General features: G+C 42.8%; 13 protein-coding genes. 4 read left to right on the forward strand and 9 right to left on the reverse strand.

All coding sequences use genetic code 11. The features are described from left to right. Positions 1–79: 79 nt before the first annotated feature. The 4 genes from PBAL39_RS09115 to PBAL39_RS25310 all read right to left on the reverse strand — a co-directional run bounded on the left by PBAL39_RS09115 (position 80) and on the right by PBAL39_RS25310 (position 5,175). Positions 80–1,153 carry an LPS biosynthesis protein gene (locus tag PBAL39_RS09115; protein ID WP_008240577.1) on the reverse strand — a complete coding sequence of 358 codons (1,074 nt, stop codon included), beginning with the start codon at positions 1,151–1,153 and terminating at the stop codon, positions 80–82. A gap of 23 nt (positions 1,154–1,176) precedes the next feature. After that, the gene (locus tag PBAL39_RS09120; RefSeq protein WP_008240578.1) at positions 1,177–3,651 is read right to left on the reverse strand and encodes an SLBB domain-containing protein; all 2,475 of its coding nucleotides are present in this window, start codon (positions 3,649–3,651) and stop codon (positions 1,177–1,179) included. A gap of 50 nt (positions 3,652–3,701) precedes the next feature. After that, complete coding sequence (gene gmd, locus PBAL39_RS09125) at positions 3,702–4,838, reverse strand: GDP-mannose 4,6-dehydratase (protein ID WP_008240579.1); 1,137 nt, start codon at positions 4,836–4,838, stop codon at positions 3,702–3,704. A 157-nt stretch (positions 4,839–4,995) separates the two neighbouring features. Continuing rightward, positions 4,996–5,175: a hypothetical protein gene (locus PBAL39_RS25310; protein ID WP_157273957.1), complete on the reverse strand. Its 180-nt coding sequence runs from the start codon at positions 5,173–5,175 to the stop codon at positions 4,996–4,998. A 1,161-nt stretch (positions 5,176–6,336) separates the two neighbouring features. On the opposite strand from PBAL39_RS25310, the gene PBAL39_RS09135 reads away from it, so the two are divergent. The 3 genes from PBAL39_RS09135 (at position 6,337) to PBAL39_RS24600 (ending at position 9,614) form a co-directional block, all read left to right on the forward strand. Further along, positions 6,337–6,708 (forward strand): helix-turn-helix domain-containing protein, encoded by a 372-nt coding sequence (locus PBAL39_RS09135; protein WP_039866327.1) that lies wholly within the window; start codon positions 6,337–6,339, stop codon positions 6,706–6,708. Between the two features lie 211 nt (positions 6,709–6,919). Further along, complete coding sequence (locus tag PBAL39_RS09140; protein ID WP_008240582.1) at positions 6,920–9,211, forward strand: PAS domain-containing hybrid sensor histidine kinase/response regulator; 2,292 nt, start codon at positions 6,920–6,922, stop codon at positions 9,209–9,211. A gap of 61 nt (positions 9,212–9,272) precedes the next feature. Further along, positions 9,273–9,614: a YtxH domain-containing protein gene (locus PBAL39_RS24600; RefSeq protein ID WP_008240584.1), complete on the forward strand. Its 342-nt coding sequence runs from the start codon at positions 9,273–9,275 to the stop codon at positions 9,612–9,614. Here PBAL39_RS24600 and PBAL39_RS09150 read toward each other — a convergent pair. The 3 genes from PBAL39_RS09150 to PBAL39_RS09160 all read right to left on the reverse strand — a co-directional run bounded on the left by PBAL39_RS09150 (position 9,611) and on the right by PBAL39_RS09160 (position 15,133). Then, positions 9,611–12,820, reverse strand: coding sequence for a PAS domain S-box protein (locus PBAL39_RS09150; RefSeq protein WP_008240585.1), 3,210 nt, complete (start codon positions 12,818–12,820; stop codon positions 9,611–9,613). The genes PBAL39_RS24600 and PBAL39_RS09150 overlap by 4 nt on opposite strands. 177 nt (positions 12,821–12,997) lie before the next feature. Beyond that, positions 12,998–13,693, reverse strand: coding sequence for a hypothetical protein (locus PBAL39_RS09155; RefSeq protein WP_008240587.1), 696 nt, complete (start codon positions 13,691–13,693; stop codon positions 12,998–13,000). Positions 13,694–13,837: 144 nt separating this feature from the next. Continuing rightward, positions 13,838–15,133 (reverse strand): nucleotide sugar dehydrogenase, encoded by a 1,296-nt coding sequence (locus PBAL39_RS09160; RefSeq protein ID WP_039866364.1) that lies wholly within the window; start codon positions 15,131–15,133, stop codon positions 13,838–13,840. 102 nt (positions 15,134–15,235) lie between these two features. Here PBAL39_RS09160 and PBAL39_RS09165 point away from each other — a divergent pair, with 102 nt between their 5' ends. Then, positions 15,236–16,258 (forward strand): LCP family protein, encoded by a 1,023-nt coding sequence (locus PBAL39_RS09165; protein ID WP_008240590.1) that lies wholly within the window; start codon positions 15,236–15,238, stop codon positions 16,256–16,258. Between the two features lie 10 nt (positions 16,259–16,268). On the opposite strand, the gene PBAL39_RS09170 is transcribed toward PBAL39_RS09165, so the two are convergent. After that, positions 16,269–16,985: a hypothetical protein gene (locus PBAL39_RS09170; protein ID WP_157273958.1), complete on the reverse strand. Its 717-nt coding sequence runs from the start codon at positions 16,983–16,985 to the stop codon at positions 16,269–16,271. A gap of 29 nt (positions 16,986–17,014) precedes the next feature. Further along, positions 17,015–18,739: a hypothetical protein gene (locus PBAL39_RS09175; protein ID WP_008240592.1), complete on the reverse strand. Its 1,725-nt coding sequence runs from the start codon at positions 18,737–18,739 to the stop codon at positions 17,015–17,017. Positions 18,740–18,842: the final 103 nt, after the last annotated feature.

Raw genomic sequence — 18,842 nt, forward strand, 5'->3', positions numbered from 1 at the left:
CAGTTTATAGTATAGTTATTAATATATTTATTAAATAATATGTTTAATTACAAAACTCAATCCATGCAACTTTCGGAAGCTAGGCAACCCCACTGAATAATCTCCTCACCATCAATAAGATGCATATAATAAATACACCAAGAAACCCTCCGATTACAAATCCCTTTAGTTTTCCAAGACTATTAACTGACAAAGGATAAACAGGCGAATCAATTACTTGTATTAGCGGTGTCTCTTTTAGCAAGCTCATCTTGGAAAGTTCAAGATTTTTTACCAGCTCACCTAATACAGCCTTATTGGTTTCAGCATTAAATTGTGATTTTTGAACAGGTGCGATTCGCTGTACCTGACGAGTTGGATTCAAATTCGGCGTTGCGTCTGAAATCGCAGCAGCGGTATAAATTGCGCCATTCATCACGTTTCTGACAGAGTCTGTTTTAGTTTGTAAAATTGCAATATTATCCAATGACTTTTTTGTCTTAGTTTGGACATAAAAATCGCTTACGTTTTTAACAATCTGATCGTTAAATTCTTTCGAAAAAAATTCATCAGGACCTTTAACTTCAGCTCTAATGATATTTAACTTTTTTTCAGGTTTTACAACATTCAAATAATTTTTATTAATATCAAAAGTGATCGAATTCAAAATACTGTCCTGGATACGACCAAAATTATTCGGGTTGCTAAAGCTAAGGCCTTTCAGTTTCGGGTTTTTATCCCATTTTTCACGAATGCCATTAAACATCAGATAATGATCAATCAGCAACTCCTTTTTTCCGTTGTGATCTACGGATGTTAGTAGTGTTTTTTTGATCATTCTACGTGATTTGTATAATTCCAGAATATTATCTCCTTGAAATATACCGCCGCCGCCGCCGTTAACGTCAAATCCAGCCATTGAAGCTAATCCAGATAAGGGGCCTAATCCGCCTCCCGAAGCCCCACCTTCTTCCAGTACAAATGTAGTAATTGCAGAATAGGCAGGCTTCTTTATCCATGCGTAGGCTCCCCCTAAAACGCCTCCAATTATGCCTACAGAACATATCAAAAGCCATTTTGATCGCAAGTAGACTTGCAGTTGTTTTAATTTAATTCCCATCTCCTTTACAGAGATCTCATCTGAATTATCTAAATTATTTATAGAGTCAGTCATGGATAACTTCAATGTGTAATTAACTATCTTAACAACGAAACGACAATGGCAGCCATCGAAGCAATTGCTGTACCAATGCCGACCCAACCTTGAACGCTCAACTTTTCTTTTTCTGCACGCTTAGGAACGAGGATTTCAGCTCCCGGCTTAACCTTCGGATAATTATTAAAGAATAGGAATTTCCTCGCTGCCTCAACAGATCCGTTAGCATATTTAATATGTGCTCCTTTTTTATAAGCATTGAAAGTAAAACCTCCCGCTCCATTTACATATTGTTTAAAACTCTTACCTGAACTGTAAACGATACTATTTGGGCTTAACACCTCCCCAGTAACTTTAACGGTTTGCAACTGTTTTGGAACCCGCACAACATCTCCTTGCTCCAAAAATAAATCATATCGACTACCGGGTTTTCTAAGGATCTTATCCAGATTAATACCTACCAGATCAGAAGAGATGATTTTTTCAGTAACTGCTTCACCAAGTGTATCTTTCGCTCCAGTTTGCTGGGATCTTCTTAGGTTGATTAATTTCAATGCATCTTCTTCCTCATTATGGATGGCATTCTTATCGTTAGTCTTCGTTGCATCAGTAGGGCCTGGTCTTTTCAAGGATGCACCTTCCTGATAAGCAGCCGGTGTCAATCCTCCTGCACGGGCAATCAGATCCGAAATACGCTCTTCTTTTTTAGTAATCGTATAAACACCAGGATATAATACCTCTCCTTCAACTTTCACTTGTTTTTGTACTTCATATCCAGTTGAATTACGAACAGTAACAATATCAAAAGGAGAAAGAATGAAAGACGTATCTCCCTGAAGTCTCAAATTCTGATCAACATTAATCGTAAATAATTGTGCAGTAACGGCAGACTTAGAGGCTGCATCGCTATTTTTGACTCTTCTGGAAATTTCAATACGATTTGGAGTTGCACCTTCTTTAAATCCACCTGCCATTTGTATCAAAGCTTCCAAATTCAAATTATCTGCATAATCAAACGTGCCGGGGGCCCTAACTTCACCTTGAATAGATACCTTATATTCGTCTCTTAAGTCAAATAACGAAGAAATCGTCACCTTATCTTCCCGTTGTAAAACAATATCAGATTCAGCTCCAGACATGACCTTGGCCACATCAAATGATAGCAATGAAGAGGTATTGTCAATATTTAACCTACTGATGTATCCCCTGTTCATGAAAGCATCTTCAGTCAATCCGTCTGCTTTATTAATCAATTGAACCAAGCTCAACCCTTTATCCAGCTGATACAATCCCGGACGAAATACAGCACCAATAATCTCTACGCGATTCTCAAAACGATCCAGGATCGCCTCAACTACATACTTATCTCCGTTTTTGGGACTATAAGTATTAAAATCAGCAGCATTAACATCAGTAATCTTACGCTGACGATCTGTATTCTGAAAAGATTTAATTTTAGCAGTGTATGCCTGTGTGGTAAAACCACCGGCAAAATTGATGACATTTTGAAGTGATTCACCATCTACAATTTCAAAAAGAGCAGCCTGTTTCACTTCTCCCGTAATCTCAACCCGCTTGCTAAATACAGGAATGTTAATCACATCCTGATCCTGCAAACGAATATTGTCTTGTTGAACCCCTTTTAAAAGAAAGTTATAAACGTCAATTGTAGAAACAACCTTATTATTACGTATCACCTGGATATTTCTGAATGAACCATTTGCAGAAGGACCTCCTGATGCATACAAAGCATTATACACTGTCGCTAAAGAAGGCAAAGTGTAAGTCCCCGTTTTCACAGCCTGACCGGTGATGGTTACCTTAATACTTCTGATATTGCCGAGATTAATTGCAAGACTAGTACGGCCTGAACGCAATGAAGGATAAGTTTTAGACATTGCTGTCCTTATTTTTGAAGTCGCCTGATCTATTGTCAAACCACCCACGGCGATCCGTCCAACATATTGTAGATTGATGTATCCTTCAGTACTCACCTGCAAATTATAACTGGCCTCATTATCACCTGTAAGGTCGATCAATAGCTTATCATCAGGTCCAATTATGTATCCCTTTGGAGTTGCAATCCTAAGATTGGGCTCAAAAGTGATACTGCCATTCCTGAACAGCTCGGAACCAAATATCTTTGGACCAACTTCTTCATCTTTTTCCTTCTTTTCGTTATCGATAGCACCACCTTGGGTAGTTTCGACAAACTCCCTACCATTACTTTCCGCTTTAACATCTGTTGAGATCGCGGCTCCCTGTTCACGAATCTTTGACACACGCATGCGCAGTTTCTGAACCTCATCAGACCTCATTCCCTGAGCGGAGGCCATCTGCTCTAACTGTGCATCAGTATATCCAACGGATTCTGCTCTTGTCATCATCTGCCGGATCTGCGCATCAGATAACTCATCTACTTTGACATTACTGTAGTTAGTTTGTGAATAAACGCCAGTAGCCGTAAAAATGGCAATCAAAAAAACAATAGCGGTTATTATACGTTTCAAATTCATATAGCTTTATTTATTTCGCAAGCTCCAAGAAGCCTGTAAAATTTTTTTTCTTATTCAAAATAATTCAGGGTCTTGAAACCACCCTGTTTCAGGTACTCATCTTTTTTCATCAGATGAAGATCTGATTTGACCATATCTTCTACCAATGCCTGCAGGTCATATTTAGGCTCCCATCCCAATTGTGTTTTTGCTTTTGTCGGATCACCCAACAGCAAATCCACTTCAGTAGGTCTGAAATACTTTTCATCCACCTGAACCACGACGGTACCCGGTTTAAGATTTTGATCGTTTAATCCCAATGTTTGTACTAATTCCTGGTCGACATCAATGATGACACCACGTTCGTATTGATCTTTCCCGCTAAACTCAATTTCTATGCCTAATTCTGCAAAGCTCATTTTTACGAAGTCGCGTACCGTAGTAGTTACCCCTGTAGCAATCACATAATCCTCGGCTTTTTCCTGCTGAAGAATCAGCCACATGGCTTCAATATAGTCTTTAGCGTGGCCCCAGTCTCTCTGAGCAGACAGATTCCCTAAATACAGACAACTTTGAAGACCCAATGCAATCTTACATGCTGCACGCGTAATTTTCCGGGTCACAAAAGTTTCTCCCCTTACCGGGCTTTCGTGATTGAAAAGAATACCATTGCAAGCATACATATCATAGGCCTCTCTATAGTTCACAGTGATCCAATAACCATACATTTTTGCAACAGCATAGGGAGACCTTGGATAGAAAGGAGTAGTCTCACTCTGAGGAACAGCCTGCACCAAACCATACAACTCAGAAGTTGAAGCCTGATAAACCCGCGTTTTCTGAGTAAGCCCCAGAATCCTCACCGCTTCCAGCAAACGTAGCGGACCAATCCCATCGGCATTTGCTGTATATTCGGGTGTTTCAAAGCTAACCTTCACATGGCTCATCGCCGCAAGGTTATAAATTTCATCTGGCTGTGTTTCCTGGATGATGCGGATCAGGTTGGTCGAATCTGTAAGATCACCGTAATGAAGTTTAAAATTCAGGTTCTGCTCATGTTGATCCTGATAGAGGTGATCAATGCGCTCGGTATTGAAAGAGCTTGCTCTTCTTTTCAAACCGTGTACGAAATATCCTTTTTTTAACAGGAATTCGGCAAGGTATGCTCCGTCCTGACCTGTAACGCCTGTGATTAACGCAACTTTCATTGGTATGTATTTTTTCTAAAAGCCTGAAGTTGAAATCACTGACGCGTTCATAATATCAAAAGTCAGCAGCCAGCGACTTCAAGAGCTTAAATATGGGTTAAACTTAATCGCCAAATATAGACCAATTTCTTTGAAATGTGTGAAAATGCTGATAATCCTAGTGCTTCGCCCACAACTCCAGCAAACGATTACGCTCAAACTTCTTATAAACTACGAGCAGATCTTCCAAAACCTGATTCCGAACAGCAGATGACGATCCATCGCCTTTCTGATCAACTCCATTATCCAAAACATCAGGAAGCACCCTAAAAACCCGCCGTGCAATTCGTTTTTCCATCAATTCAAACTTAATGTCCCGGTTCTTCGGATAAACTTCAGTCGACAACAAACATAAAACCCGGAGCTTCCACACCCTCCATTGGGGAACCCTCCCATGCCGATCTCTGGGAAAGTGACCATTGACAGTATGCAATCTGACTGGGACTCTCGCCAGGTACGCGGCAATCATCACCTGCAACTCATGCCGATGGGTGTGCGAATGAAAGATGAAGGGTCGCTTTTTTCGCAGTAACCAGTAAAGCGGCCAAAAGCCAGCCGAACTTAACTCAACCTCATAGAAGCGCTGCAAAAAAGAAATCAGATTCCGAAATGCATCACTCTCCGAACAGGTGTCATCGAAAACCCTAAACAGTCTTTTTTTTGTTAGCATGGTTGTAAAGGACAGACATCAAAGATATGCTATCATCCAAGATATTAAACGCACACCAAAGAGAATTATATTTACTCAAAACAATTTACCTCAGTAAAGTTTAAAATCAAAACAACCAATTATTTATAAATATATTACAAACAAAGAAATACATATTAAAATTTTAGAGTTGCTACAATAGGCTTATCGATGCTTTCAATATAAAACGCCGAAGAAAAAGCTCAATTGCGAGGATCAAATGCACAGATTGACAAAAAACGCCACAATCACATCCCCATTTCCAACGAAAAGCCGACGAAGTTAATATTCGAAAAAATTCATCTAAAATTTAAGGAATAATAATTTAGCCTTCCACAAACATATAGGACAAGGCAAAACACAACTCATCTTTAAACAAGAACAGTAACAATTAAGATTCAAAAGGCTTACCTAATCCAGTTTTATTATAAATAAACGAAGTCGTTTACAGAAAAATTAATATAAAAAAACAGAGTTTTGAAAAATAAACTAACAATCCTACATAAAACATTATAAATCCCTGACTAAACGTAAAATATACATCTAAAATTATCTGAATCGTTCAGTTATTCCGAGATACATCCAAGATCGTAAGAAAAAAATTTACAATAAACTAGTAATTAAAAAATAAAGAATAGGGATATCTAACGCAAAGTTTAAGCTACCATCAATTGTCTTTACAACGTATTTACGTTAATTTAACGTGCTAAACCTACCTTAAAATGTCAATATATAGAAAATTAGTTTCAATAGAAGATAAATCACCCAGCAATGAAAACAACAAGAATGAATCACAAAAAGTTCAATCAACAGAACGAAATGGTCAGGTTAAAACTGCGGCATCTCCGTGAATCGCATAAGTTAGACGTCCGATCCATTGCGGCATATCTGGACATTACCCCCAACACCTATAATGAAATGGAAAAAGGCGCAAAGCAGATCTACCTCTATCGGCTGTTCAGGTTGGCTGAATACTACAAAATCCACATCACCTACTTTTTTCAGAATGAGTCTATACTATCACTTACCAGGGAAAAAAAGATGCTGGAAGAACAGATAGCAAAGAAAGATGAAGAAATCTACAGCCTCCAAAAAAAAGTAATTGATGTGGTAAGCTCAAGAAAAATAAAGTCCAACCCATAACGTCACCCAGGCCGCATATGCTTAACGATAAAAACATGCTCCCAGACACCTCTTGATTATCAACACATTAAATTGGCACCCAACAAAAACAGATATTTTTTGTTTCAAGGACAATATATATTCAGGAAAAGATTTGTAAACTGCATTCATCTAAATCGCATACATCAACGTAAATGCAAAGGGATATGCATAAAACGATTAGATCCATTATATGTCGGCCTTGACCAATAACGATTTTTCTGTGCTGGAGGAACTACCTTCGGTTATTTTACAGCTATCAAATAATGGCAGGGAAATCTACTGCACTTATGCAAACCGTCAGCTGGAACAGGAATTAGAGATCAAACCCGAACAGCTAATAAGCTCATTCAGCAGCTTTTTAAGCTTACTGAACCCCGCCCACCAGTCTTCACTTACCAGCAGCCTTCACCATGCCTTGGCCACCGGGACCAACTGGAACTGGGAGGGCTGCTTCCATCTGTCTGGCAACAAAAATAAATGGTTAATTGCAGCGGGCAAGCCCTTTAAAGATCAATCCGGCCAGATATTCATCAACAGTGTTTTCACAGACATCACCACTTGTAAACACAATGAAGAGATCTATAAAGAGACAAGTAAACTCACTAAAACCGGAGTCTGGGAACTGGACCTTCAAACCAATAAACGCAGTTGGTCTGAAGAAATGTACAAAATATATGGCATGGATACTTCCTGGGATCCCAACGAAAGGTCCCTGAATGAATATTATCGTCCCGATTCTTATCTGGCCATATCAGCAGCTGTGGAAAATGCAACAACCCATGGGACTCCATGGGACCTTGAACTGCAGGCCATAAATGCTGCCGGCCACTCCGTATGGATCCGGGCCATTGGCAAGGCCATGTTTAAAAATAACATACCCTACAAGTTATATGGCGTTGTGCAGGACATCACAGACCTAAAGAACGATAAGAACACGATGAAACGCCACGAGGAAATGCTTGACGAAACGCAACGTCTTACGCACAGTGGAAGTTGGGAATCTGACCTGTTGACCGGAAGAAACTACTGGTCTACTGAAGCCTTTCGAATCTTTGGACTCGAACCGAAGGATGAAGGCATCAATACGTTGACATTTGGACGGATGCTACATCACGAAGACCGGGCCTTATATCAGGAACAAATTCAAAAAGTCATCCGCAGTGGCAAAGCTTCAAATTTCGACCTTCGCATTCTTCTGCCGCAGCAGCAAATCAGGTACATCAATGCGATTGCCAAGCCAGTCAAGGATGAGAATGGGGCCGTGATCAGGCTTTATGGTGCAATCATAGACATTACCAGAAGGAAAATTGCAGAACAGGAGCTGATCAATGCCAAAGTTGTTGCTGAGCAGGCTGCAAACGCCAAGTCAGAATTCCTTTCGACAATGAGCCATGAAATCCGTACGCCAATGAATGCGGTGATTGGCTTCACGAACTTATTGCTTCAGAATAACCCTGCACAGGAACAGCTGGAATACCTGAATTTGCTGAAATTTTCCGGCGAAAACCTGCTTGTACTCATCAATGACATTCTCGACTTCAGCAAGATCCAGGAGGGAAAAATCAGCTTCGAAATGATCGGCTTTAACCTGCCGGAACTGCTCGAAAAAATCAGAAAAACTTTCATGCAGGCTGCCCGCGACAAGGGCCTGGAACTCACCCTTACTGTTGATCAATCCATCATCAACAGTATTGTTGGTGACCCGGTCAGGCTGGGACAGATCCTCATCAACCTCATCACGAATTCCATCAAGTTCACCTCCTCGGGTAGCGTGAGCATCGACGTCTGGAAGGAGCACGAAGACCTGGAACACATTACCATCTGCTTTGAAATCGCAGACACGGGAATTGGCATCGCAGAAGACAGAATTGCCGACATCTTTGACCGCTTCACGCAGGCAAGCTCCGACACCAACAGGAAATATGGAGGCACAGGCCTCGGTCTTTCCATCACCAAACAACTGATAGAGCTTCAGGGCGGTTCATTGAGCGTAACCAGCAAACTCAACGAAGGCAGTACCTTCCAGTTCAGGCTGACCTTTCAAAATGGAAAACAGCTGCTCCCTGATGTACCAAAAACTGATACAGCGACAGAAAAGGCAAACCTCAAGGGCATGCGTATTCTTCTTGCGGAAGACAATGAAGTCAACATCCTGCTGATGAAGCAATTCATGAGGTTATGGGAGGTGTCCTACGATGTCGTTAAAAATGGCAGGCTTGCCTTGGAACAGGTGATTAAACAAGATTATGACGTGGTACTCATGGACATTCAGATGCCGGAAATGGACGGTTATGATGCGACCATAGCCATCAGAAGCCTCCCGGATGAAAAATATAAGAATTTGCCCATCATTGCACTTACTGCTTCTGCCATGCTTGATGCCAAAGACAGGGTATTTACTGTAGGAATGAATGACTTCCTTAGTAAGCCCTTTGCTCCTGAAGACCTCTTTCAGCGCTTACTGAAGCATGGCACCAGATAACAGACGAAAAAAACTTCCAACTTTAATGCATGCCGGTTGTTAGCTAATAAAATCATCCGTTATGAAAGACAACAATGCACTAAGTGCCGTAGCACTGATCGCCGGAGTAGCAGTCGGCGCAGCCCTGGGTGTACTATTCGCCCCACGTAAAGGAAAAGAAATCCGAAATCAGGTAGCTGAAGGCGCGGAAGATGTCTTCTCCCGCATCAAATCTAAATTTACTGCAGCAAAGAAACACATTGAGGCCTCCGGAAACCAAGCCATTGAAGACCTGCGTGAGCATGTTAGACAAGTAGCTGAAGACCTTCAGGGACCAGAAGGCAAACGCAAAGACACTACCACCATAAAGGTTCCATCGGCAGGTACCGCAGCCTGGAAAACACAAACTCCGGAAGAAGCTTAAATACGCTGGGTGGGAAGGGTGAAATAAAAGGTTGCTCCTAACCCCTCATCACTTTCCACCCACATCATCCCGCCGTGTTTGACCACAAAATCAAAACATAAACTCAGCCCCAGCCCGGTACCTTTCTCACCTGAGGTACCAAAGGTGGTATAGTTCGAGTTTTTATTGAATAATTCCTCCTGTTTTATCGCAGGAATGCCCACACCGTTGTCTTTTACAGAAAATGTAACTCCAATTTCATCTTCGAAGGCACCCAACAGTACCTTGCCTCCCGACTGCGTAAATTTCACTGCATTTGACAGCAAGTTACGAATAATAGTTTCCAGCATCGCGGTATCAGCCTTCACCTGCAGTCCATCCTCAACATAAAGCTGCATATCAATCTCCTTTTTTGAAGCCATGGGAAGAATGGTCTGCATACATTTGTCGATCAGCCCTTTTAAATCCTGAATCTGAACGGGATTAAAACTGACCGACTCAAATTGAGACTTTGCCCAGGCAAGCAGGTCTTCTAACAGGTTGTTGGCGTTAAATAGCTCCGCTCTCATCATGGACAGGTAATTTTGTACATCTTCGGCACTACTGGACTCGAAATCCATCAGTGTGAGGTTCAGCAGCTGTAAGCTTCCCGAGATCGGATTCCTCAGGTCATGACCAATGATCGACAGTAGCTTACTTTTCTGGTCATTTGATGCTGTCAGTTCGGTATTCAACGCTTTCAGCGCGTTCTCCTGAAACTTCCTCACCGTAACATCCCGCATACTTCCCTCAGTACCTTTTACTACACCATCCTCGATAAGGGTTCTTGCGTTAACGGAAGCATAGCGAAGTTCCTCGTTTTTAGTTTTCAACCTTACTTCAAAGTCAATCACCGAGCCCTTGCTGATCAACTCCTGCATGATACGTTCCCGATCCTGGGGATAGTAATAAAAATGCACGACAGACTGACCCACAATCTCTAGTCGCGGATACCCGGAATATTGCTCGATGGACGGGCTGATTTCTGTAATGATGCCCTGCGGATCTGTTTGATAAAAAACATCCTGGACGTTTTCAAAAATAGTACGGTACTTCTTTTCACTCAGCACCAGATCATTCTCAATATGTTTTCTATTGGTGATGTCTTCTATCTGCGACACATAGTGAAGCGGTTCACCGGCACTATCGTTCAGCATCGTAGCAGCGATCACCACCCATATCATATGCCCATCTTTATGAACATATCTTTTTTCATATTTATATTCGGAAATCTTTCCCGAGGCAAGATCTTTCAGTATAGACATGCTGTCCTGGAGATCATCAGGATGGGTGATGTCCTGGATGGTCATGTTCGTCAATTCCGATGCCTCATACCCAAGAATACTACAAAGACTAGAGTTCACACGCTCCCAGCGCCCCTGTGGGCTGATGATGGCCATACCTATGAGAGAATGCTCAAAGGCTTGCTGGAACTGCGCCTCACTTTGATACAACTCCTCCTCGAGTTTCCGGCGTTCAGTAATGTTGAAAGAGATGGCACCTACGAGGCTGTCTTCTCCATCAACATCTCTAAAAGGGAACTTATAGGTTTTAAAATATTGAAGATGCCCACTACTGCCCCTTCTTGATTGGTAATACGCCTTGCTCTCATTCAAGTCCAACACTTCCTGATTGCTCAGGTAGGCAATCCTGGCAATGTCTACCCCGAACACTTCCTCATAACTTTTTCCAATCACTGCTCTGGTGAGGTTGTTGGATTCCAAAAAGCATTTATTGGCATACTTCAGAATACCGTGGCGGTCTATGATCCAACACAATCCAGGCAGCTCGTCCATGAACAGCTGAAAACGTCTTTCGTTCATGAGCATCACGTGCTGATCAGGGTCCATCTCCGCGATGTCGTTTGTATTTTTATTGATCTCCTGGATGATCGCGTCCAGCTCTGCTGTCGACTTTTTCAGGTAGCTAAGCAGCTTCCCGTGATCCTCTCCAGTGCATCCATTCTGAAGAATATCTGTTAGGGAGATGATCCTCACCAATGGATCCCGCACCAGGTGCGACTGCATCCATCCTATAGTTTTTAACCGCTTATTCTGATCCTCAATCTCCTGGATGTAATCTCGGTTTTCAGTGATGTCCCGCTGTATAGAAACCCAGTGCGTGACCTCACCATTGGTATCTGTAACCGGGCAGACATTCATACTGATGGCATAAGACACCCCCGACTTGGTGTAATTTACCAGTTCCAATGTACAAGGGATTTTTTTATGAACAGCATTCTCAATCCGTTTCAAGCCCTCCTGAGCATCATCATGCGCATGAAAAATACTCGGACTGCTTCCAACCAGCTCAGTCCTTGAAAAACCGGACATCTGAACCAAGGCATCATTAACGTAAATGATTTTTGGCCCGTCAAGGGCATTGGCATCTGTAATCATCACGCCATCGGTGGTATTGATCACAACAGACTCCAGCAATTTTAACCAATGCTCTTCCTCCATACGCTCGGTGATGTCTGTAGAGTTGCAGACAATCCCACCTATATGCTCATCCTCGGTCAGATTCGTGGCCCTTGTTTCTATCCAACGCCACTCTCCCTTATTATCCATGAAACGATATGGACCTATATGTACCTGGTGATGTGTGGCCAGCATCCCTGCCAGCCTCGAAACCTCAGGTAAATCCTCAGGATGGATAAAATCAGCCGCAGTGCGACCGATAAAATTTTCGGGTGGGATACCGAGAACAGTTGTAGAGGTTGGACTCACATATTTGTAGACCAGATTCAGGTCAATGATGGCAATCAGGTCAGCCCCTTCCTGTACCAATGCCTTGAAGCGCTTCTCACTAAACTGCAATGCTTCTTCAGCTTTTAGTTTTTCCGTAATGTCGGTGATCAGCACCACCCTTGCGGCACGGCCATCAAAATCAACAGCATTACTTTCTACAGATACATTGATGTTGTACCCACCTTTTTTGATGTGCACAGACAGTCCCTTGAAATACCCTGCCCCACAAGGCTGATCTCCTAACATCCGTGATAAACTATCAGCATCCTCGACAGCTTTGATATCCAGAAGTGTCATCTGCAGAAATTCCTCCCTCTCGTAGCCATAGAGCGCTATTGCCGCCAGATTCACATCCAGAAATGCAAAGGTCTCCACGTCAAATACCCACATAGGCAATGGCGAATTTTCGAATAAATTATAATAGTTTTGATTGCTCATTCAGCTCCCCTTCTGATCAGACATCACCGCTGACTAATCCAACTTTATATTTGGTTTTTCAGGAAATACGGATCCTGCACAATTTAAACATTAGCGCTATGCAATTGTTTATTCAAATTATTCATTCTTAAAACAGCTACTAGTTAGCTATTTACATAAAACTACACGAGAAATTTTCTATTTGTTACTACCTAAATGCAGCAAGATACCCACAGATACAGGGTTAATGAGGTATTCCGACTGGTGCGTCTTCGTTAGTGTTCTGGTGTTTTCCAGATCCTGCGTGACGGCATCCTGGCGTTCATAAGAATAAAAGTAGTCCAGGTTAACTTCTGCAAAAACAGATAGAATGGATATTGGATTGATTTTAATACCTAATAATGGAGATACCAGCAAACCTGATTTTGTAGCTTTAACATCTCGCGGAGCCGTCGACATTCCGGCATCAGCCCTCATCGTATTTATATTCCGGGAAATGCCCTCATATTTATTGAAACGATAACCCAGATCCAGACCAATGTAAGGCTGTATTCTGGAAAAATTCAGGCTTTTTTCAAACCCCACCTTGAAGAAGTAATCGGTAACATCACCGTTGATCTCCGCACAGGTACTGCAGTCGTTAAAAAAACGCTTGGATGCTTTAAGGTAGCTCCCGCTGATGCGGTAGCTGATCTGGTTGTCATTGAACTTAAAAACACCGCCGTTAAAATAAGTGGAAGTAGTTTTGCTGCTGTTGGTCTCATTCATGACCTTGGGCAATTGCATCAAACTATAGCCCCTGACGCCGATAGAATAATTGTAGTCTGCATCGCGCTGAGCAAACACCGCGATATGTATCAATACTAAAAAGACAATTAGTAAGTTTCTTTTCATTTAAGTCCCCCCGGATCCAATTTAAATCGTTCTAATTTACCGGAATAATCTTAACTTCCAACAAAAAGGCTACAATATCAGATACAATATTTTTTGAATAAATGCTAAAAACGTGCCACAACTAAAATTATCTCACAAGTTTAATTAAAGTCTCGCATCAGTTAGTTTTCGATCTATAAAAGACTTAGTATCAAATACTAACGCGCCACCTTCACGATACTTCTCATAGTCGACGCGGAGGAATTCCTCATGAGCGACTGCAATAATTACCGCTTTGTACCTTTTATCAGACAACATTGGCAACAACTTGATCTTATATTCAGCCTCAACGAGGTTAACATCAGCCCATGGATCATATACATCCACCTTCATTCCGAATTGCTGCAGCTCCTGATAAATGTCGATCACTCGGGTATTGCGGATGTCCGGACAGTTTTCCTTAAATGCGAACCCAAGGATTAAAACGCTTTCACCCTTAATGGAATCGCCTTTACTGATCATCATTTTTACTACCTTATTGGCCACAAACATCCCCATGTTGTCATTTACCCGGCGCCCGGAAAGGATAACCTGAGGATGATAACCCAATGATTCCGCTTTATGTGCAAGATAATAGGGATCCACACCTATACAATGCCCACCTACAAGCCCTGGTTTGTATCTTAAAAAATTCCACTTTGTTGCCGCCGCTTCAATGACGTCGGTAGTGTCTATTCCAATCCGGTCGAAGATCAATGCCAACTCATTGATAAAAGAGATATTCACATCACGCTGTGCATTTTCAATCGCTTTTGATGCCTCCGCCACTTTAATGCTCGGTGCCAGGTGAGTGCCGGCCTTGATGATTTTCGCATATAGCTGATCCACGAGAATGGCTACCTCAGGAGTAGATCCTGAAGTCACCTTTTTTATCTTTGTCAATGTGTTGACGCGGTCGCCGGGATTGATCCGCTCGGGGGAGTAACCGCAATAAAAGTCTTCATTGAACTTTAACGACGACGACCGTTCGAGAACTGGCACGCAATCATCTTCTGTACATCCAGGATATACCGTCGATTCATAAATGACCACATCACCAGGCTTCAACACTTTGCCGATCATCTCCGAAGCTTTAAGCAGTGGGCCCAGGTCCGGTGACTTAAATTTGTTGATTGGTGTTGGAACAGTAACAATATAAACATTACAGTTCCGCAGCTCCTCCACATCAGAAGAAAACCTCAATCCTGTCCCATCCGTAACCTGGCCTCTTTGGATATGAAGTTCCAACTCTGTCAAATCAGCCTCCTTCGTCACATCCTCCCCAGCCGCCAGCTGACGGATTCTGGTTTCGTCAATATCAAAACCCAGTACAGGATATTGATCAGCAAAAGCAATGGACAGCGGCAAGCCCACATATCCCAATCCAATCACTGCAATCTTATGCGGTTGGTTTAAAATCATAAATCCAAAAGTAGGTAACATCTAGTGCATAAAAAAATACGCACCCTGGTTTTTCATACCGGTATTATATTTGGATCACCTTTACTAAATACAGCCTTCCCAATGTCATTAAAATCAGGTCATAAACACATCAAACGCAGAATTTCTCTCTTTGTATTGATGCTCATATCCAGCACAACACTCTTCGCACAGATCGACAAACCGCAAACGACTACTCAAATTGAGCAAGGTGTGCCACGGCAAAAACAAACTCCCCTTAACAGAACTCCTGCAGCACTGGGAATTAGTGAAAAAGTACAGCAAAAGATCAAAGCAATGACAAATCCACCTGTTAACATTGCACTTTTTGCAGTAGACAGGAGAACGGCAGAGGAAGCAGGCAACTCGGATGTCATCATGATCATCTCCATTGATAAGATTTCAGGGAAGGTGAAAATGGCATCCATCATGCGCGATACCTATGTGAACATTGAAGCGCACGGCATGGACAAAATCAATGCAGCTTATGCACTTGGCGGACCGCAGCTCGCCATCAAAACCATCAACCAGAACTTTGACATGGACATCAGCGACTACATGAATGTAGATTTCTACAGTGCTGCCCGCATTGTAGATGCACTCGGCGGCATCTCTGTCGACCTTAAACCTGCGGAGCTGCCAGTGCTGAACAACTACCTGGACGAACTTGCGATCTATGAAAAGATGCCCGCAGTACACGTAAATGCGGTTGGTATGCAACCACTCAATGGCAAACAAACTGTTGCCTATACCAGGATCAGGGCTGTGGGCAGGGGCGACTATGAGCGGACGGAGCGACAACGAAAAGTACTCGTTTCCATATTCAGCAAGATGAAAAGCTCAGGACAACAGGCACTACCTGCATTTGCTTCACAAGTACTGCCAAACCTGGAAACAAGCATGCAGAATTTTACGCTGCTCAGCTTTGCGGGCAGCATCATGAACGCCCAAAGTAAGGTCATTGATCAGGCACGATTTCCACTGGATAAGGAAAGTCTTGGCAAAACCATCGATAAGATCTGGTACCTGACTACTGATTTGAAAACGACCACGAAGTCACTGCACAATTTCATTTACGCCACCGCGGCACCTGTAAAAGCCAAATAGAAGAACCAATCTAGCCAGCGGTCATCTGTTTCACAAAGTGCAGTTTCCCATCACGGAACTCAAAAAACCAGGTTCCTGCATATTCGCCGCAAACTTCTCCCTCCTCAGGATCAGGATTGACGTATGCTGAGGAGGTGTTGGTGCCGTAGGTTAAGATCACTGTGGCCCCTTGCCTCCTGATGCTGTAGAAATAATAACAGCCATCATTCTTTACGCGGTGCTCATGCTCAACCATGTTCGATTTGAGCAGCCCTTCGGGTTTAAGGTATTTAAACAACGGGATAAACTCAGTCATGGAGTGAAACTCTTCAATCCGGGAATAGTGTTTACTGAACATCGCCCGGCTCACCTTATTTCCATTTGCTTTGTACTGCGCGTCAAATTCTGGATTGATCTCAAAGAACACCAGCGCAGTATCGTGAATAGGAAAATCAAAAAAGCTCGTGATCTGTGCGACATCATGTTTTACAAATGCCTGGTTCATCCTGTCAAGCTCTGAGATTATGCCCTTAACAAGAGCAGAAGAATCGCTTTTCAATGGTGCTGCAGGAGTAGCCAGGGAGCTACCGTCAACAATCACGGTATCATCATTTTTCACACTGGCAGTATCACTGGTTTTAGCCTTTTGTTCGGAATTACATGACGACAATACAGACAAGACTGCGAGCAATATACCCGCAGATGCCCGTCGGAAAAAAGTTGATTTTAAGAAAGGAGCTATGATCATAGCGCCAATATTAAAAAAAAATCTTGATTTTACTGTTTTTGCTGATGATAATCCAGTACTACATCATCAACCATTAACCTGCCGTTTTTGACCACAGTTTGCATCCCTGCGGGCACGCATACCAATACCACCGACTGCTTTCCATCAATCTTTACCTTTACCGCTGAGGTAACATTTCGGGCAAGAAATTTCTGGGAAACAAGATCGTAAAGGTCCACTCTTGTTCCTTTTTCAGGAACTTCAAAGCGGATACTTTTGGAAGCATCATAAGGGTTATAAAACAGGTAACTTGGAAATGCTCTAGCATGATAAAAGTCGGTGGCCAATAAATCAAGACCAAGAATTCCCTTTACATTGCTCTCCTTCACAATACCTCCAAAGATACCGACATGTCCGCTACCATAAACGCTGAACTGCGAAACCTCCGGATTTTTTCCGGGCACCCATTTAGGGCCATCCCCCTGCGCAACCGGGCCTTTCAGACCAGTATACAAGGTATCAAACGTAGATGACTTTGAAAATCCTTCATAGGCAATTACATTTTTGGTCACTGCTGACAGCTCTGGGATCGTCTGGTGTTCTTCAGGCATATACTGCGGATAAAAGAACCTCGAAGCATTCACCGCATTGAGCATCCACTTGCCAACTGCATTAGCATATTTTGGCTGATAGCGCACCAAGGGGACCAGCGGCCAGGCGGCGTCAAACGTATTCATGAGGAATGCATATCCACCATGGTCCACAGTGCTGCCTACTGTTCCGGAGATGTCAATCCCATTCCAGTTACCCACCAGGAACCCCCATCCCTCACGGCAAACTGCCGTCCCATCAAACGTCCAGTTCATCATCTTCTGAATGTCAAACGTCGTTCCCTGCTCTGCATTCATTGCTGCCGCAAGGTAAGCGCCGAAAGGCATCAGCAACTCATACGTAGGGTTTATAGGCTGACTCTCCAGCGCCTTCATCGCACTGATGGCACCTTTGAGGTACCTTGGGTCTCCAAATTTTTTATAGGCAGCATACAATACATAGGCATGTCCTGCGGCAGCATCCGGCTGTGCACAAATCTGGTTTCGCATTGGCACCATCTTTCCGTAATCAAAAAAGGAGTAGTTGTAGTTTCCTTTCAGGATGGAATCTGCCTGGAAGAATTTCTCGGCAATGGACCTGGCCATGACTTCAAATTCAGGCTGTGACGGATACTGATCATAAATCGCATAAAAGAGCACATTTGGATAAACATCATACCACCAGTCGCGTCCGTAACCGCCGCCCAACAAAGCCACCTCAGGTGCGGTATTGTTCATCATAATGTTCCATCCCGTATCTTTGTTGAAGTAGTTCTTCAGCATCCCAACATAGTTTAAGCCATGCTGGTTGCTCTTATCAATACCCACCAACGTAGCACCCAACACAGCCCCCATATTTGCTAAGGCCTCATGAAACATTCCCTTGTTTGCCTTGCCCTGTCGTACATCTCCTACTGCAGTATACATACCCATTACAGGCTGTGCAAAATTTTTATTGGTACTGTCCATCCATACCATCGGCCAATGGTCGCCGGTAGCCTTAAAATCATAAATGGTTTTATCAAAATTCAGGGCCATATCTTTCCAGCTGATAATTTTCAGTGGTTGGGGAAGGTCCGCCATGGCATCAACACGACTGACGCGGACCTGTTTTACCTGTGCCTGGTTCTGACCAATGAAACATAAGAACAGAAAGGTGAATGGAACAATTAGTTTAAATCTCATAGTTATTTTCATTTGTGCCCCCACCAGCGCAACGCTGATGGGGGCAGCAGTTACGCAAAGCAATTGCTGCCCTAAAATAAAGGTTTATTCGCTGACTGGCAGC

This window comes from Pedobacter sp. BAL39 (assembly GCF_000170795.1).
In the GTDB taxonomy this organism is placed as follows: Bacteria; Bacteroidota; Bacteroidia; order Sphingobacteriales; family Sphingobacteriaceae; genus Pedobacter.

What these genes read in the sequence shown, in the direction of transcription:
- PBAL39_RS09115 (WP_008240577.1), bottom strand. Translation starts at nt 1,153, where the DNA reads ATGACTGACTCTATAAATAATTTAGATAATTCAGATGAGATCTCTGTA.
- PBAL39_RS09120 (WP_008240578.1), bottom strand. Translation starts at nt 3,651, where the DNA reads ATGAATTTGAAACGTATAATAACCGCTATTGTTTTTTTGATTGCCATT.
- gmd (WP_008240579.1), bottom strand. Translation starts at nt 4,838, where the DNA reads ATGAAAGTTGCGTTAATCACAGGCGTTACAGGTCAGGACGGAGCATAC.
- PBAL39_RS25310 (WP_157273957.1), bottom strand. Translation starts at nt 5,175, where the DNA reads ATGGAAAAACGAATTGCACGGCGGGTTTTTAGGGTGCTTCCTGATGTT.
- PBAL39_RS09135 (WP_039866327.1), top strand. Translation starts at nt 6,337, where the DNA reads ATGAAAACAACAAGAATGAATCACAAAAAGTTCAATCAACAGAACGAA.
- PBAL39_RS09140 (WP_008240582.1), top strand. Translation starts at nt 6,920, where the DNA reads ATGTCGGCCTTGACCAATAACGATTTTTCTGTGCTGGAGGAACTACCT.
- PBAL39_RS24600 (WP_008240584.1), top strand. Translation starts at nt 9,273, where the DNA reads ATGAAAGACAACAATGCACTAAGTGCCGTAGCACTGATCGCCGGAGTA.
- PBAL39_RS09150 (WP_008240585.1), bottom strand. Translation starts at nt 12,820, where the DNA reads ATGAGCAATCAAAACTATTATAATTTATTCGAAAATTCGCCATTGCCT.
- PBAL39_RS09155 (WP_008240587.1), bottom strand. Translation starts at nt 13,693, where the DNA reads ATGAAAAGAAACTTACTAATTGTCTTTTTAGTATTGATACATATCGCG.
- PBAL39_RS09160 (WP_039866364.1), bottom strand. Translation starts at nt 15,133, where the DNA reads ATGATTTTAAACCAACCGCATAAGATTGCAGTGATTGGATTGGGATAT.
- PBAL39_RS09165 (WP_008240590.1), top strand. Translation starts at nt 15,236, where the DNA reads ATGTCATTAAAATCAGGTCATAAACACATCAAACGCAGAATTTCTCTC.
- PBAL39_RS09170 (WP_157273958.1), bottom strand. Translation starts at nt 16,985, where the DNA reads ATGATCATAGCTCCTTTCTTAAAATCAACTTTTTTCCGACGGGCATCT.
- PBAL39_RS09175 (WP_008240592.1), bottom strand. Translation starts at nt 18,739, where the DNA reads ATGAGATTTAAACTAATTGTTCCATTCACCTTTCTGTTCTTATGTTTC.